14 protein-coding genes and 1 pseudogene are annotated in these 16475 nt (G+C 38.5%); 6 read left to right on the top strand and 9 right to left on the bottom strand.

Translation table 11 applies throughout. The annotated features are described in order from the left end of the window. The coding region (locus ABJE44_RS12615) for a hypothetical protein (protein WP_348120787.1) at positions 1–478 on the bottom strand (478 nt) is incomplete at its 3' end. Positions 479–889: 411 nt separating this feature from the next. On the opposite strand from ABJE44_RS12615, the gene ABJE44_RS12610 reads away from it, so the two are divergent. Further along, positions 890–2578: a GGDEF domain-containing protein gene (locus ABJE44_RS12610; protein WP_348111328.1), complete on the top strand. Its 1689-nt coding sequence runs from the start codon at positions 890–892 to the stop codon at positions 2576–2578. 98 nt (positions 2579–2676) lie between these two features. Here the strand turns inward: ABJE44_RS12610 and folE2 are convergent, their stop codons facing one another. From folE2 to ABJE44_RS12590, 4 genes are all read right to left on the bottom strand, one after another. Then, complete coding sequence (folE2, locus tag ABJE44_RS12605; protein WP_348111327.1) at positions 2677–3576, bottom strand: GTP cyclohydrolase FolE2; 900 nt, start codon at positions 3574–3576, stop codon at positions 2677–2679. Between the two features lie 15 nt (positions 3577–3591). Further along, positions 3592–4929 (bottom strand): dihydroorotase, encoded by a 1338-nt coding sequence (locus ABJE44_RS12600; RefSeq protein ID WP_348111326.1) that lies wholly within the window; start codon positions 4927–4929, stop codon positions 3592–3594. Next, on the bottom strand, positions 4926–5348 hold the full coding sequence (hisI, locus tag ABJE44_RS12595) for a phosphoribosyl-AMP cyclohydrolase (RefSeq protein ID WP_348111325.1): 423 nt from the start codon (positions 5346–5348) through the stop codon (positions 4926–4928). Before hisI ends, ABJE44_RS12600 begins: the two co-directional genes overlap by 4 nt. A 150-nt stretch (positions 5349–5498) precedes the next feature. Further along, positions 5499–5960: a transcriptional repressor gene (locus ABJE44_RS12590; RefSeq protein WP_348111324.1), complete on the bottom strand. Its 462-nt coding sequence runs from the start codon at positions 5958–5960 to the stop codon at positions 5499–5501. Positions 5961–6405: 445 nt separating this feature from the next. Between ABJE44_RS12590 and ABJE44_RS12585 the strand changes: the two genes are divergently transcribed. Next, positions 6406–7152, top strand: coding sequence for a hypothetical protein (locus ABJE44_RS12585; RefSeq protein WP_348111323.1), 747 nt, complete (start codon positions 6406–6408; stop codon positions 7150–7152). 99 nt (positions 7153–7251) lie between these two features. On the opposite strand, the gene ABJE44_RS12580 is transcribed toward ABJE44_RS12585, so the two are convergent. Continuing rightward, on the bottom strand, positions 7252–8964 hold the full coding sequence (locus tag ABJE44_RS12580; RefSeq protein WP_348111322.1) for a protein adenylyltransferase SelO family protein: 1713 nt from the start codon (positions 8962–8964) through the stop codon (positions 7252–7254). Positions 8965–9034: 70 nt separating this feature from the next. Continuing rightward, positions 9035–9601: a phosphoribosyltransferase gene (locus ABJE44_RS12575; RefSeq protein WP_348111321.1), complete on the bottom strand. Its 567-nt coding sequence runs from the start codon at positions 9599–9601 to the stop codon at positions 9035–9037. Between the two features lie 77 nt (positions 9602–9678). Between ABJE44_RS12575 and ABJE44_RS12570 the strand changes: the two genes are divergently transcribed. The 4 genes from ABJE44_RS12570 to ABJE44_RS12555 all read left to right on the top strand — a co-directional run bounded on the left by ABJE44_RS12570 (position 9679) and on the right by ABJE44_RS12555 (position 14351). Continuing rightward, positions 9679–10248 carry a phosphoribosyltransferase family protein gene (locus tag ABJE44_RS12570; RefSeq protein ID WP_348111320.1) on the top strand — a complete coding sequence of 190 codons (570 nt, stop codon included), beginning with the start codon at positions 9679–9681 and terminating at the stop codon, positions 10246–10248. Positions 10249–10515: 267 nt separating this feature from the next. Next, complete coding sequence (locus ABJE44_RS12565; protein ID WP_348111319.1) at positions 10516–13440, top strand: two-component regulator propeller domain-containing protein; 2925 nt, start codon at positions 10516–10518, stop codon at positions 13438–13440. Positions 13441–13816: 376 nt separating this feature from the next. Next, entirely contained in the window at positions 13817–14125 is a 309-nt protein-coding gene (locus ABJE44_RS12560) for a hypothetical protein (RefSeq protein WP_348111318.1), read from the top strand. A 22-nt stretch (positions 14126–14147) separates the two neighbouring features. Next, positions 14148–14351: a hypothetical protein gene (locus ABJE44_RS12555; protein WP_348111317.1), complete on the top strand. Its 204-nt coding sequence runs from the start codon at positions 14148–14150 to the stop codon at positions 14349–14351. A 370-nt stretch (positions 14352–14721) separates the two neighbouring features. Here the strand turns inward: ABJE44_RS12555 and ABJE44_RS12550 are convergent, their stop codons facing one another. Then, the gene (locus ABJE44_RS12550; protein WP_348111316.1) at positions 14722–15753 is read right to left on the bottom strand and encodes a cupin-like domain-containing protein; all 1032 of its coding nucleotides are present in this window, start codon (positions 15751–15753) and stop codon (positions 14722–14724) included. Between the two features lie 440 nt (positions 15754–16193). Then, a pseudogene (locus ABJE44_RS12545) lies at positions 16194–16475 on the bottom strand (transposase); the annotation flags it as partial.

The following is a 16475-nucleotide window of genomic DNA, read 5'->3' as shown; positions in this document are numbered from 1 at the left end:
TGTGCCTTGTTGACTCATCACAGTTTTCTCCAAACAAATCACATTCAATTGCACTAACCTCCAAGAAAAGACTTTGGATAACAAATGAGTCCCAAGTAATATCATTGTTTGCGAAAGTAAACTCGCCAACTAGAAATGAGTCAGTAGGGATACCGCCTTCTCTGAGTCCTAAACCATCAAAAGAAAGTTTATTCGACTCCCCTCCTCTTTCAACAGAAGTCGCACCACCACATCCATCAGGAGGCGGAAAATTTGGATCACATATCCCAACTGCAAACTCTATGTCTGAAGTGCCTAGCCCAAAAGCGTCACCGGAGGCTTCCAAATTTTCGTAAGTGATATCTTGACCATTCAGAGAAATGACAGTACCTAATAAAAATTGACCTTCAATCTTAGTGGTAACAAATGATGCTGATGATAATCCTGAAAATAGAGTCAGGACGGTACAAAATAAAAGACTTTTACTAATAAACTTCATTGTTACAACTCCTTGTTACTTAGACCTTACATAAACGACTGCAAATTAGGTGACTCTAGTTATTGCGTTCTCTCATTTACAGGATGATTTTTTTTATTGTTTGACTAAATACCAATATGTAAGAGTTAAACCCTTAGCACTTTAGCAAGCGAATTGAATGTCACACTCAACACTTTAAAAACCCATTTAAAGTCAATTTTCATCAAGCTAAATGTTAACTCTCAAACACAACTTTTAGTTAAGCTATCGATATTTAGGTAAGGGAGCGTTGTACTCTGGATTACTCGAGATATAACCCAATTATTTCCAGTTTTTCTATAAATATTAATTATTTAGACTAATTACGTTATACTTTAGGCTAATACAATTTCATCAAGTTCGTTAATAGTGAATGCCCAAATGGAGAGCTAAGTGGCAATTAAAAAGTATCTTGCAACCTTCATGTTATTGGTAACCACAGAGTTTTCTTGGGGAGGAGAAGCAGAGCAGCCCCTTTTAGATAAAGCCTATGAGATTAGAAACCAAGATAGAGCAGAATATAATCGATTACTTTCTGTTCTTGAAACAAAAGACTTAACCACTATTCAGCAAGACTTCCTCACCTATCTACAGGCTAGAAGAGCGTTAATTTCTGATGACGATGCGACTAAGGCCATAGAGCTTGCAAAAATGTCTGCACAAAGTACAGATGTGCAAATAGCTATAATTTCTGACCAGCTCTTGTCTAATATATTTAATCTTAATTTCGATTTAGAGCAGGCCTTTAATCATATATTTCATGCCCTAGCCTTAACCCATAATTACGAAAACAAAGAGGTAGTTGCCACTGTTTATGCTGGAGCTGCAAACCTTTATGCAGAGCTCGAAGATTATGAAACAGCCGCCGAGTTTGGCGAAAAAGCAATTACCACTTCAAATACATCAACTCAACGCTGCTTTATTTACGCCACAGTCGGTCTATCTGGCAATCGCCAAATAGACAGAGACACTCTTGAAAAAGGGATCTCCGCATGTAAAGACGCCCAGCAAGAGTTGTTTATTTATTTGTTATATTTAAATCACACAGAATACTTGCTGGAGAACGAAGAACCACTAGCAGCATATAATTTTATTAAGAAATATTTTACTGATTTTGAATCACTAGGGTTTGACAGCTATATCTACTCTGCCCGAATGCTAATAGGTAGGTCAGCAAGACGTATTGGTAAACTAGATGAAGCACTAGAAGAACTAAAACTGTGTTTGCAGGCAAGTGATGATGATGACAGTGAACAGATTGCACTGCGAGAGTTAGCACTAATCTCTTTGCAACAAAAAGAGTTTGAACAAGCTGCAAACTATTTTAATCGCTTAGATTACATATCTAAACGCGTAATGGATAACAAATTAAACAATCAACTCGCTTACCAAGCAGCGAAATTTAAAAGTTTAGATAGGCAAAATCAAATCGGTAACTTAACCCGTACCAATGAGCTTAATGAATTAAGGGCTCGGCTAGACGATAGCAAAATTAAATTATTAATTATCTCTATTGTATTAGTTGTCTTAATAGCGATCATTACCACTATAGTCATCTATAAACGAGCAGCAAACTTTAGACGAGACGCTTTTAAAGACGGGCTTACAAATATCGGTAACCGCCGTTGGTTTGACCAACATTTACGTAAGTTGCTTAACTCCCATCGAAACAAACTGAACCATTGTTTAGTTATATTTGATTTAGACAAGTTTAAAATTGTAAACGACAAATACGGCCATGCTGCTGGGGATATTGTAATAAAAAAAGTATGTGAAACCGTTAAAACACAAATTAGAACAAATGACCCCTTTGCTAGAATTGGCGGCGAAGAATTTGCAATAATTTTAGAGAACTGCACCCTAGATGACGCAAAAGAACGAATAGAAAAATGTCGTGCTGCTGTTGACGCCCTAACTTTCGAAGATGATTTAAGTGATATAAGTATTTCTGCTAGTTTTGGAATATGTTGTAATTTTCAAGCTGAAAATGACGATGAGAAAATATTTAAACATGCAGACCAAGCACTGTACGAGAGTAAAAAGAACGGTCGCAACCAAGTTAGCGTTTTTGAAGATGAATAAGGAATTACCGAAAGTTCACACTATAAATACACCATGAGGTGAAATAAATACCAATATAGTGAGCACTCATAATTTATGAGTGCACTTACTTTCTTGATTTAGAACTTTTGATCAATCACTACAGCGTTGTGAGCATGTAAACTTTCTTGATGCTCCATTTTAAACCAATAGTCTTGTACAAAATCCATGGTATCTAAACCAGCTTTTAAATTCCGCGCAGCATCTTCACAAAACATTAAGTTTTCTGCATTCAGCTTAGCAAAGGCCTGCTCATCAATACGCTTTACTGCAGTTTGTACTGGCGTACCAATAATATCTTCAAGCTGGAAGATTAGCTTAGAGATATTGGGCCAATCATTATTACCTAAAGATAGTTGTACATAGGCATATGACCTTTGACTATGAGGTGTAGCTACTGTACCAGCAGCAGACTCCACCCACTCCAAAAGCTGTGATTTATTGATCGTCTCAGCTTGAAACCTGTCACTAATCGCATCAGCATACAACTGCCGCGCCAGCGACGCGGAGCATGGGCAAGTGCTAGAATACGGGATGGTAAGTTCAAGTTTACAAAAAAGGCCTGACGCTGTTTTTTCCGCAATAATAGTCACAGGATACGACTGAAATCCGCTCTCACCGCTTAACAATGCAGGTTTATTCAGCAATGCATCAAAAGTTAGCTCAATCTTAGCTTTAAACCCAATACCATTTTGCGAGGCTATTAGGTCGTTTAATAAGTTCGTTATGGCAAATTTACTACATTCTTGCTCTGCAAGTTGATTAACAACATAGTGCAGGCGCGACATATGTATCCCTTTCGCCTCAGGTTTTTCCAAGCTCACATAAACTTTAGCTTTAGCGGCAATTGTCTGTTGCTTACTGCCTTGCAAACACAGAGTGATAGGTATTGCTATGTCTTCCATTCCAACCCATTTTAAATAGGAGGGAGTGCCTGCATTTGAGTCTGAAGTAACATCGGGTAACACACGTTTTTGCAAAATATTGATCCTAGATTATCGGTTAAAAGTGAGCCGCATTGATGAGCTAACTTTTTCATTAACTTGGTTGCCATCAAACACTTGTTGGCCGTTGACCCAAGTACTTTCGATTTTTGAGGAAAATTGATGACCATCAAAAGGTGTCCAGCCACATTTGTAATGGGTATTCTGGTGGCTTACGTTTGTGGTTTTATCTGTATCCACTAACACTAAATCAGCAAAATAACCTTCGCGAATATAACCACGGTTTTCTATTCCATAACGCTTAGCAGGGTTATGAGCTGTTTTTTCTATTACTTGCTCAAGAGTCAAACGCTTATGCTTTACGTGGTCAAATAAGCTCAATAATGCATGCTCCACCAAAGGTAAACCCGCGGGAGCTTGGGGATACTCTGCTTGTTTTTCTTGCCATGTGTGGGGAGCATGGTCGGTAGCAATAATATCAATCTGATTACTATGTATCGCCTTTATCAGTGCATCTCGATCTGTTGGCGACTTTATAGCCGGGTTACACTTTATTAAGTTCCCTAAACGAGGGTAATCTTGGCTGGTAAACCAAAGGTGGTGTATACATGCTTCTGCAGTGATATGTTTACTTTCAATGGGACCGGGATCGAATAACGCTAATTCTTTTTCTGAGGTGATGTGCAAAACATGTAACTGACTGTGATACTTTTTAGCAAGTGCCACCGCATAAGATGATGAAGCATAACAAGCCTCTGTATCTCGAATAATAGGATGGTCGGTTATGTTTGGGGTACGCCTTTGATTACGAAATAACTCTAAGTTGCTACTTATAATGGGACTACTTTCGCAATGGGTAACAATTAGTATTGGACTGTCTCTAAAAATAGCATCTAAGGCTTGAGGATGTTCTACCAATAAATCGCCGGTTGAAGCGCCCATAAAAACTTTAACACCACAGTGTTTTTTAGGGTCTAATAATTTAATTTGCTCTAAATTATCCTCTGTTGCTCCTAAATAAAAAGAGTAATTAGCAACAGAATGCTGCGAAGCAATCTCAAACTTTTTCTCTAGAGCCTCAATAGAAGTGGTGGCTGGATTTACATTAGGCATCTCCATAAAACTCGTGATGCCACCCATAACAGCAGCCCGAGACTCACTAAAAATACTACCTTTATGGGTTAAACCTGGCTCTCGAAAGTGAACTTGGTCGTCAATCATACCTGGAATTAGAAACTGACCATTTGCCTCGATTATTTTATCTTTAGGTGACGCTAAAATTTCACTTTTAACAAGACTGATGTGTTGATTTTGAATCATTACATCTGCTTCAATTGTTTTACCCTCATTCACTATTTGGGCGTTTTTTATAAGTGTTGACTGTGTCATATACTGGCATCTCCACAAACCATAACGCGTTTATTTTCGATATCTACATCAAAATAAAAGCAGTGAGCACGACCTGTGTGACATGCAGCTCCAGACTGCTCCACCTTGCACAATATAGTGTCGCCGTCGCAATCAAAAGCCATAGAAACAAGTGACTGAGTATGGCCACTAGTTTCACCTTTTACCCATAGCTGTTGTCGACTTCGTGACCAATAGGTCACCTTTTTTGTGAGTAGCGTTTGCTTTAAAGATTGCTTGTTCATCCACGCGAACATCAACACATCCATACTAATTGCATCTTGCGTGATCACTGGGATCAAACCTTGTTCGTTAAATGCTAAGTTATCAACAACCTCTGACAAATTTAATATCGTTTTGTCAGACAAGTTTTCTCTTGCCTGAAAAAATTCATGTTTCATTCTCAAATAGCCTATTTTTTTTGAGCCAATATGTCCCATTCCAACGTCTAGAATAGTCACCCTCTTTCTCACGCCAAAATTTACCAATCAAACATTCTTGAACATTTTATTGCGTAAATATCTTTACTAGTGGTTTTCTTGCTGAAACTTTTAAGCTTGGCTGGTAATGCAAGCATCACAAATACAATTCATTTCCAACTGAGGTCTGACAAGATGAAATCCTACTTGCAACACATTTCTCTGTAGCTCTGTCATGACAGTTTTACTGATATTTATCTCTTTAACACTTTGGCATTCCACACAAATCAGAAATTGAGATACCAGATGCTCGTGGTTACAATTTATGTATTCACATGCAACATACTTGTTGGCTAGGTTTAGCTTATGGACCAAATCCTGATTGTTAAGGAAATCTAAGATTCGATACATAGACATGGGTTGTAATGTTTCCCCAAATTCTCCCTTACAAAAATCAATTAACTCATAAGCAGATAATGCCTTATCTGATATTAATAACCCCGTTAGAACTTGCTTACGCTTAATAGTCAAACGCGAACCATTGTTTTCACAATGGTTTTCAGCATGAGCAAGAACCTGTTCTAAGTTCCGCATATCCCTGCCTTTATTGTTTTTTTCCATCGCTACATGCATGTTATGTTATATAATAACAACTGCTATTAAAACCTTTAAGCTAAAGAATTAACAACTTGGTAAGGTAGTTGGAAGACTACAAACATTATTTAAAAGTGCTTTATCAGCGACAAAAGTTTATCCGTATAATCGTATTTTCTTACTGAGCAAGGGGCCTATAAATCTTTGATAATTTGGCTATACATTGAATTTTCAGTTCTGAATAAAAAGGCTGTCGAAATCGTAAAGTGCAATCTAATCCAACCACAAATCCTTGGTGACAGAGCGCAATTGAAGTCAATTTGATTTTGCTTAGTAAATGACCATGTAGACTTTTATACGTGTATGCAGGCTTCATCCTTGTTAATATTCATCATACATATGTCGTTATGGCATGTTTAACTTAAGTACATTAAAAGGAGCTAAGATGAAAAAAGCACTCATAATCATCGCACTAATACTAGGTATAGTTGTTGCGGGAGTTTGGTACGTTATCAACGATGCAGGGGGGATTATAAAAACCCAAATCGAACAGCAAGGTAGCAACTATCTAGAAACAAAAGTGTCAGTTTTTAACGTTGAACTTGCCTTAGGTGAAGGGCGTTTAACAATTAGTGACTTAGATGTTGAGAACCCTGATGGGTTTAGTGATGAAGATGCATTTAGCATACATAATATAACTCTGGACCTTGGTTCAATTACCAGTGAACCCTACACAGTGCAAAACGTCAGTATTAACGCTCCAGAAATGCTGTACGAATTGGATGCATCTGGGCAAGGTAATTTGATTGTTCTGAAAGACAATATACAAAAAAATCTACCCACATCCACAAGTGAACCAAGCACAACCAGTGACACACCATCGCCACTCGTTATTGTTGAAAACGTAACAGTGAGTGATCTTAAACTTAAATTAGACTTCGAAAATGTAGACTTAGGGGACTTAAACCCAGAACAAAAAGCCTACGAAATCACTCTTCCTACATTTAACGCAGGCTCTATAGGAAAGCCGAACGGAATACCAGCTGACCAAGTAGGATTAGCCATTGCCGACGCTATGCTTGATAACGTGATTACTGAAGCAAAAAAAGAAGCTAAAGATAAATTAAAAGATCAAGCGAAAGAAAAGTTGCTAGAAAAAGCAAGTGACAAACTAAAAGGGCTTTTTAACTAATAGTCATTTAAGCTGAAAACATACAGCTTAGGTTACTCACTATCCTAAGCTGTATTACTACTTTCCCTCTTTTGCAGCACCTACAGTTATCATCTAACTTTAAGAAGAACAACTGTAGTGAGATACCCCTCCAGCATCAAAATAAACTTGAGGTTTTAAACGGTTATATTTGCTTTCAATCTCTGATGCTTGTTCATTGTATGGCTGGGTTAAGACCTGTTGTAATTCATGAACAAGAGAAAAGTCCCCATGACTTGCTTGTTGATATGCAGGTACAACCAACCATTCTCGCCACGTATACTTAGGGTTAGCTTGTTGCATCTGCTCTGCTATGTATGACTTCTGCTGTTTGTCTTCGCCTATATTCAGTAACTCATGCCATTTTTGTAGCCAAGCTGTCCATTTAACAGACAAGGTTTGGGTTAGAGGACCATAGAAACTCTTACTTAGCGCAGATACATTCTCAGGAATATTTGATAGTTCACGGAAGAAAATAGTGTAATCCACAAAAGTTTGCCTCATGAGTTCAAGCAGCTGAGTAAACAGCTCATCATCAAAAGACTTAAGCCCAAGTTTAGACGCCCACATAACTTCCATCTTATGTTCCATGGCGGTATCAAACCCTTGATTTATATGCGCTAAAGATTCTAGTGCAGCGGAGTCAGATGCGAGTAACGGCTGCAGTGCTTTGCAAAACATATCGAAGTTAGTTTTAGCCGCAGCCCCTTGATTGAAAAACGAAAAGTGTTGCCCGCCGCCAGTCCAAGGTTGGAAGTAAGGTTCAAAACATTCGGTAAACCCAAAAGGGCCATAATCAAGGGTATAACCACCACATGCGCAGTTATCGCTATTAAAATTACCTTGGCAATACCCTACTCGCATCCAGTGGCTAACTAAGGTGGTTAGCCGCTCACAAAATGCCGGTACTAATTGCAAAATTTGCTCTGTAAGTGAAAGCGCTTGATTGACCTCTTTTGAGTACTCCCGCTCAATCAAATGGTGCACTATCATCTCTAACTCTTTTAAGGCATCAGCATGTGTGTTGAAGCGAGCCCGACGGCCAAATAGCTCTAATTGACCTACCCGCAAAAACGAAGGCGCGACTCGGGTTGAAATAGCAACTGGATTAGCTACATTTCTATCAGGGTTTGTGGCGTATGAGCCTTCAGAATACCAAGGGCGCAACACCTGCTCTGACTCAGATATAAATAGACACAATGAGCGTGACGTCGGCACTCCCAAAGCATGCATGTGCTCCTGAGCTAAAAACTCTCTAATACTTGAACGTATAACTGCTCTGCCGTCTCCCCCTCGGCAATAAGGCGTAGGCCCACCCCCTTTTAACTGCATCTCCCAACGGTTGCCATTTATAACCGCTTCAACCACGGACATAGCCCGACCGTCGCCATAACCATTACCGGTTCTAAAAGGACATTGCTGAATATACTCAGTACCGTAGATAGACAAGGCATAACCTGTAGCCCAACCCACTTTTCGCATAGGTGCTGGTACATCAGAGATATCACCAGAAAATAACCGAGTAAAAGCTTCTGTTTTCGCTAGGCTGTCATCAAACCCTAACTCAGCAAACAAGCTGTTACTGTGAGCCACATATTTAGGATTAGGTAAAGCCGTTGGTTTAACAGGTACATAGTGCCCAGAAAACACCTGCCTGGCTTCATAATCATCACCCGTTTCGGTGGCATTTGGATCGCAATTGAGATTATCCATCAAAGAGTAATCTGTTAACTGAGCTAAATCATCAAGAGTGTAAACACTTGTAGAAATGTCAGTAATTGGTTGGTTCGCCATGTAATTCAATAGCCTTTTCGTAAATTTAATATGATTGAAACAAGCCTTCCGAGTGCCTCAAATAGAAACCCTAGACCAAATCTGCAACATAAGGTTTGTGCTGCAGAATTTCGTCATTGGTTAAACCTTTAAGCTCATAGGGAAACACCAGCCAGTCTTCAGTTTCATGCAAGCAAAAATCTGGTTTTATATTAGTGCGCTGGTAACTTGGTCGGCTAAACAAGGTCGCTATTTTCACTTCTTTTGGAAAATTACGTTTTAACTGTCGTTTTAGGCGCTGAATCGTCGCATCGATACTGTGACCTGAGCTATATACATCATCAACAATCAACAAAGAGTCATCTTCATTTAAGTTTTCGATTAGATATTGAGTACCGTGAATACGAATGTTTTCTGGCTCTGCCAGCATAGATTCATAACTCGGCAAACCTCTATAGGATGTACGAATTGAAATGTGGTCAGTCTCAACACCTAACGTCTGCAAACACTCCTGAACATAGATACCCACTGCACTACCTCCTCTCCATAGCCCAACAATAAAAGTTGGGCGATAACCCTGCTCAAATATTTGTACACCAAGGCGGAAGGAATCTTCAATTAAGGTGTTCTCATCGAGAAATACTTTTTTCATACTCATATCAACTTTCTTGTTCAGGCAGATAGCTTTATTATACGGGCAATATTGTCAATAATTCGACTCATTATGAGGTTGTAATGGAAAAAACCTATTTAACCGGTGAGCAGCTGCTAGCTGACTCGTTCAAACTTGCTAAGCTAGTTTTTGACAGCGGATACCGCCCTACTTTTATTATTGCCGTGTGGCGTGGCGGCGCCCCTATTGGTATTGCAGTTCAAGAATTCTTAAGTTATCACGGCATAGAGACAGATAACATTGCCATTAGAACCTCGTCTTATGCAGCAGGTATCGATAAACAATCACGAGAAGTAAAAGTACACGACCTCAATTACTTAATTAAAAAAGTTCAACATTGTGACAAGCTACTTATCGTCGACGATGTATTTGATACCGGCCGTTCAATTGAAGCCATTATCAAAAACCTACAAGAAAAAACCCGCTTAAACATGCCAGAAGACATTCGCGTAGCCGTGCCATTTTACAAACCTACACGCCGTGAAGTAGACCGCATACCAGACTATTATGTACACGAAACCGCAGCTTGGCTTAAGTACCCTCACTCTCTTGAAGGCTTAACAGTAGAAGAAATGGCAGAACACAGACCAGAACTTTACGAAATAGTCAAAGAGCGCTTGCCTAATCCTTAGCCTAACATTTATCTGAGCCGTTTAGAGTTTAAGTAGTATGCTTCACCAATACTATATTCAAAGATGTGCAAAGTTTGTTAGCTGCAGCATTGTTTAAATAGGTAATTATGCAGACACACCAGATTCCATTAGATGTAACAAACTCAAAGTTGTGTGCCATGCATAAAATATATCTTTCCAAAAAGTGACATACCTTAAATAAATGCCTCAACCTCAAGAACGTTGCTAAACTATCAGTTATAAAATTCATAATAATGAGCCTCTTTTTTGAAGTACTCACTTATCAATATTAACATTTTTACATTTGTACTACTCGTGATCTCTTTTCATTCAGCTAATTTATCAGCAGCTGAAGAAACATTGCCTTTATCCAGTTATTTTACCGAAACATGGAATACAGGTGATGGCCTACCACACAATGGTATTAATGCAATCTCACAAACATCTGACGGTTACTTGTGGATAGCAACTTGGGGTGGATTCGCTCGTTTTAATGGCAGAGAATTTACAATATTTTCCAGAGGGTCAAGCGCTGGCCTTCCTGATTCAGCGGTCAAAAGCTTAACAGCAACCCCGTCGGGTAAGTTATTAGTCGCGGGGGCACGAGGTGGCCTATCAGAACGTTACAAAAATCAATGGTCACCAGGCCAACCTGCAGAAGCTATGATTAACCACGCTATTTACGACAGTAATCAAAATCTATGGTTAGCATTAGAAGGTCAAGGTTTAGTATATCGCGATATGAAAACACACCAAGACACCGTTATTATTAGCGATATACGTGCCTATAAAATATTACAAGATAACAAAGGTATTATCTGGGTTGCGACTAACAAGGGGGTATTTTCAGTAACAGACAAAACAATAGTTCGCCACTTTGATCAAAAATATGGTTTACCCAATAAGTCAGTGCAAGACCTGATATTGACACACGACAATCACTTAGTCGTTGCGACTCAACAAGGCGTTTATAAATTTATAGACGGGAATTTTCAATCTTTGCATACACAACTTGTTAACGATAGGGTTAACAGTTTATTAGAAGACTCTGCACATAACCTTTGGATAGGCACAGATAATAGAGGACTATTTAGACTCAGTCATAACAAGCTAGAGCAATTAAGTAATCAAACGGATTTACCTAAAAACAAAATATCTACACTTTTTCAAGATAAAGAACGCAGTATTTGGATTGGTACAAACAGTGGTTTATTTCGCTTAAGAGAAGTTCCTTTTGTTACGGTCACAACAAAGCACGGCTTATCTGGTAACTATGTACGTAGTATATTATCTCATTCTGACGGAAGTTTATGGATAGGCACTAGCAAAGGGTTAAATAAATTAAATAATAATGTAATCAGCTCTATTAACGAGACTTCAACAGATAAAAAGTTATCTATATTGAGTTTGGCAGAAGCTCCAGACAAACAAGTACTAGTTGGTACATATCATAGCGGCCTATTCATTACGACTGAGAATGGCCTTGAGGAATTATTGACAACTAAGGATGGATTACCAAGTAACGAAGTTAGAAGTATTTTGGTTGATTCATCTAAAAACATTTGGATTGGTACCACTTACGGATTAGTTAAAGCCTCACCTAATAATGACATTGAAATATTTAATAAAGAACGTGGCTTACCAGCAAATTTTATTATGGCTCTTGCTGAGGATGAATCGGGTAAAATATGGATAGGTACCGTTGAAGGCATTGCCTCATTTAGTCAGGGGGACATTCAAACATTTAGTTTGGATGATACACTCGATGCAGAATACGTGTTTGGTTTTCACGTAGAAAATAATACTCTTTGGATGGCAACAGATAGAGGATTAGTCAATATTGATGTAGTCACAAATGCAGTAAGCGCCGTCACTAAAGAAGATGGCTTACCAGTAGACAAAATATTTCAAATAGTTGAAGACAAAACCGACACTTTTTGGCTCACCAGTAATAATGGTGTCATTAATGTAAACAAAAGTGCGATACATGATGTGCTTCAAAAAAGTACCCAATATGTTGATTATAATTTTTTTTCTCAGGGCTTTAGTCTACTAAATTTTCAAATCAATAGTGGTTCAACACCTTCTGCAACACTCCATAATGATGGCAATGTGTGGGTTGCTACGGCCAAAGGTGTGAGTTACATCGATGAATCAAGATTAAAAACAATGTCACAAACATCAATTCCTGTCGTCATAGAACAACTCGAAGTAGACGGAAAATATTACCCTATAAAACCCTCAGTTACATTACCTGCAGGAACATCTCAAATTACCATCCACTATGCAGGTTTAGGATATTTGATGCCTAAACATATTTCTTATCAAACAAAGTTAGTTGGGTTTGATAAAGAATGGAAAAATAAGCATAAAAATACATTCACTGAATTTACTAGCTTAACACCGGGTAATTATACTTTTCATATGCGAGCAAAATATCCGAATGGAAAATGGCAAGACAAGGTTGCAACCATTAACCTTATTATCACACCTTATTACTGGCAAACTACTTGGTTCAAGTTAATTATCGTTATCCTCTTACTCCTATCTTTATACATAATTTATCGTTACAGAATGGTCTCGATTCAACGCAGTCAAATAAAGTTGAAAGAACTCGTTGCGCAGCAAACACTAGAACTACAAACTCAATCTGAGTTGTTTTCTTACCAAGCTAAACATGACCAATTGACAGGTTTATGTAACCGAAGAGCTTTTGATGAATGGTGTAATGATGACTTAAAAGAGGCTAACAAAAACAGTAAACCGTTAACCATAGCTATATTAGATATTGATCATTTTAAAAGCGTTAACGATGAATATTCACACCTTACTGGCGATAAAGTTATTAAAAAAGTCGCTGATACGCTTTTAGATTTAGCCCAAAAAAGCTCACAACAAATAAAACTCGCGCGGTGGGGAGGTGAGGAATTCACATTACTAATAAATAATGATGTAGAAAAGGCCTATGATTTTTGTGAGCTAGTTAGATTAACAATTAAAAAGCAGAACTTATCTCATCTCGCGGATGATCTTAGTATTACAATAAGTATAGGTTTAACTGATAACAAAGAAAGACACGAATACGATAAGATGCTCAGCCATGCCGATCAAGCGCTTTACTTCGCCAAACAAAATGGTCGTGATCAAGTGCAGGTATATCAAGTTAAAAATCACGAAAATAGGGAAAAATGAAAACTCTACATTAAATCTGAATCCCGACACGCCAACTATATTCAGTGGTTGGCTGATTAATAGCTATAGCCTGATAATAAGCCCTTGCTTCACTTCGTTTAGCGTCGATAGATATAAAAAATAAAGAGATTTCACAGGAAGTGTAATTTTTAGAAAAATGTCAAAATTGGTTAAGTAACCCCAAAACATCACCAAGAAGCTAAGTTATTCATGGTTTCAACGAACCAGCCCCTACATATTCTTTTTCGTTACACTATTTCGTTTTATTAAGTATTAATATTAAATATTGCTAAACGCTGATATCGAGGATATAAAAAACAATAGCTAACATTAATTATATTCGTAAAGTAGCATTTATTGGAAAGGAAGAATGTAAATGAAATTACTCGTTTTAACGTGGCTCAGCATATTCAGCAGCGGTTTATTGGCAATTAATAGCACAAATAACTCAATCACCATTCCAGAATCACTTAAAGATGTGACGAACATTCAGGTTAACTCAATGAACATGATAAGTTCAGGCTTACCCTCAGATAAAGAGTTCAGGGCTTTTAAAAAGCTTGGAGTCAGCCACATCATTGATCTAATACCTGGTAACAGAAATGAAGAGATTGCGCTACTTGATGTAGTTAGACCTAAATTATTTAAATATCCAAGTAGAATGGCAGAACCCTACTATCAATAACTTTTTAGAATATGTCACCGCTATGAATCTTAATTTAGAAAATGACAATGTCACTCTTACTCATTGCAAACTCAATTGGCGAGGAGCGGTATTCACTTATTTATATAAAATCACCCAGTTAAATGTCAATGAAAATAAAGCACGAGCAGAAATGGAGTCTATCTGGAAACCAGACCCAATATGGAGCAATTTTATAGAAGAAGTGAAATTACACTACTCTCTATAGCCATGTAATGAAAGTAATCTGGACACTCTACTATGTAGATGTTGTATTGATAAAAAATCACCTTTAGTACAAGTACACGACCTTATTTAATTAAAAAAGGTTCTGCATACTGACAAGCTAGTTATCGTCGACCATCTATTTGCAACGGGCCGTTCAATTGACGCCATTATCAAAAACCTACAAGAAAAAACCCGCTTAAACATCCCAGAAGACATTCCAGTGGCAGTGCATTTTACCACCCTACACACCGTAAAATAGACCCCGTCCGTGACTATTATGTACACAAAACTGTAGCTTAACTTAAGTACCCTCACGCTATTGAAGGCCTTCAATAATCCCAATGAATCAGCCCCATTTATGATTAAGGTTACTACCGCTGAAAATAGCCTTTTAACTTAGCACGTATAGTCTGCACCATTTGCGGAGTAATGGGGCCTAAAAGGCCACGTTTATCTTTAGGTATATGCGCTACGCTGTCTTCGTCCGCGTCAAACACGTAGTAATCGAACATATCACGCCAGTACTTTCTTTCACTTTGGGATAGGTCACGAATTGAAAGAATGGCATGGTCAAGGGCTGGAGCTGGTAAACCAAGGTATTTCGGCGAAACCCGCCACCAAAAATTGAGCAACATGTTGAATGGCTCTAAGCCATCCACATGATGCCACCAAAGTGGCGGCATATAGATGGCATCTCCCGGTTCAAGATCCGCTACTTGGGCAACGTCTAAAGCTTGTTTAAAACGGGGGAATTTTTCGAAATCAGGGTTTCTAGCATCCACCATAGATATGGTTCGCCCCGCGGGGGTGTTGTCAATTGGGCCTAAATACAGGTTTCGAAATTGGTCTGGTGGAAACACAACAAATCGTCTACGACCGCCTACCACACAGGCAAGGTTATAAGTAGAATCATTGTGCGGTGCAATTTGAGTGCGTGTGCCCATCCATGCCCAACCATTAGCTTTATGTCCGCCAAGATTGATTGGGTTAGCTTTAAGCAAGCCTGGAAAATAGGTATCAACATTTGCGGCAGCCACATAAAGACACAGTTGCTCTAGATCATCTTCAGACGCTGCAATTTTAGAGAATACTTCTCGTAAATCAGCCTTTAGCATCTTAATGTTTAAGGACATATCGTCTTTGTAAAAAACTCGCCCGCCAATTTCAGGTGGTCCACTCGATACCATCACAGGCTTCTGACTATAGTATCCAAGCAAATAAGAGCGCAGCGCATCAGAAGACTGTTGCGCAGCCTTAACAACTGGCCAGTCACGAACCATACCGCGCACAATAAAGGGCACTGGAGAGGTAAAGTCAGCAGCGGCAAGGTTACCTGACTCGTCGAGCTTTTTTTCTGGCAAATGAGGCAAGCTATCAAGCATGCTTGTGGAATGGATCGTCACGACGAACAAGTCTCCTGCTTTAGCGCGTGGTTATTGTTTTTTTGTATCATTTTAAATATTAACCTTAACGCTAATTTATGACCTGAACCTGTTACTAACCAGTAGAAAAGGTTAGAAAGGCAGTCATTAACTCTGTGACTTTCAAGTAACTAAAAGCCCCGTAATACTTTGATTTTAAAATATATATTTATAAACTTCATCCCCTAATTCGATCGTTAATAGCAATAAAAGATATTTTGACACCCAAAATAAAATACTGACATAAATTCGTCTATTTAATTACCAATATATGAGTGATTTTTTGGCTCTGGATTGAGACTTTGAGTGAATATTACAAACGCCTGTTTTCAGTTGATAAAACTAGGCTATTTACCTGAATTGCAGCCGAGCGAAGGCTTGATGGTGGATGTGTTAGCAGAGTGTTTGGTTAAGTATTGAAGCTAGGCTCGTTTGAGTAAGGTTTTAGCCTTGCCTATTCCTCGTATACGTTTGTGGTTCGTATGGCCTGCAAATACTCGCATCATTTGCTCACTGCCTGCTGCATAGTAAAAGTGTTGTTCGAACTCTGTAGTGAGGGTTATCCATTGTTCACTGTCTAGTCCTAACCTTTGTAAAATAGGACTTTGGTGATGGTCTATATATCCTGCTTTGTCTTTTCTGATAACTCGCCCTGTTGTGTCCACTAATTCACAGTAGTCTTGTAATGAAAAAGCGATACCCTT

The sequence above is a fragment of the Paraglaciecola sp. genome (genome assembly GCF_039942875.1).
Taxonomy (GTDB): Bacteria; Pseudomonadota; Gammaproteobacteria; order Enterobacterales; family Alteromonadaceae; genus Paraglaciecola.
Note: the sequence above shows the minus strand (reverse complement) of the source record. Positions and strands in the feature narration are given on the sequence as shown.

Coding starts and splice junctions, on each gene's coding strand:
- ABJE44_RS12600 (WP_348111326.1), bottom strand. CDS start 4,929: ATGACACAGTCAACACTTATAAAAAACGCCCAAATAGTGAATGAGGGT.
- hisI (WP_348111325.1), bottom strand. CDS start 5,348: ATGAAACATGAATTTTTTCAGGCAAGAGAAAACTTGTCTGACAAAACG.
- ABJE44_RS12590 (WP_348111324.1), bottom strand. CDS start 5,960: ATGCGGAACTTAGAACAGGTTCTTGCTCATGCTGAAAACCATTGTGAA.
- ABJE44_RS12585 (WP_348111323.1), top strand. CDS start 6,406: ATGAAAAAAGCACTCATAATCATCGCACTAATACTAGGTATAGTTGTT.
- ABJE44_RS12580 (WP_348111322.1), bottom strand. CDS start 8,964: ATGGCGAACCAACCAATTACTGACATTTCTACAAGTGTTTACACTCTT.
- ABJE44_RS12575 (WP_348111321.1), bottom strand. CDS start 9,601: ATGAGTATGAAAAAAGTATTTCTCGATGAGAACACCTTAATTGAAGAT.
- ABJE44_RS12570 (WP_348111320.1), top strand. CDS start 9,679: ATGGAAAAAACCTATTTAACCGGTGAGCAGCTGCTAGCTGACTCGTTC.
- ABJE44_RS12560 (WP_348111318.1), top strand. CDS start 13,817: ATGAAATTACTCGTTTTAACGTGGCTCAGCATATTCAGCAGCGGTTTA.
- ABJE44_RS12555 (WP_348111317.1), top strand. CDS start 14,148: ATGAATCTTAATTTAGAAAATGACAATGTCACTCTTACTCATTGCAAA.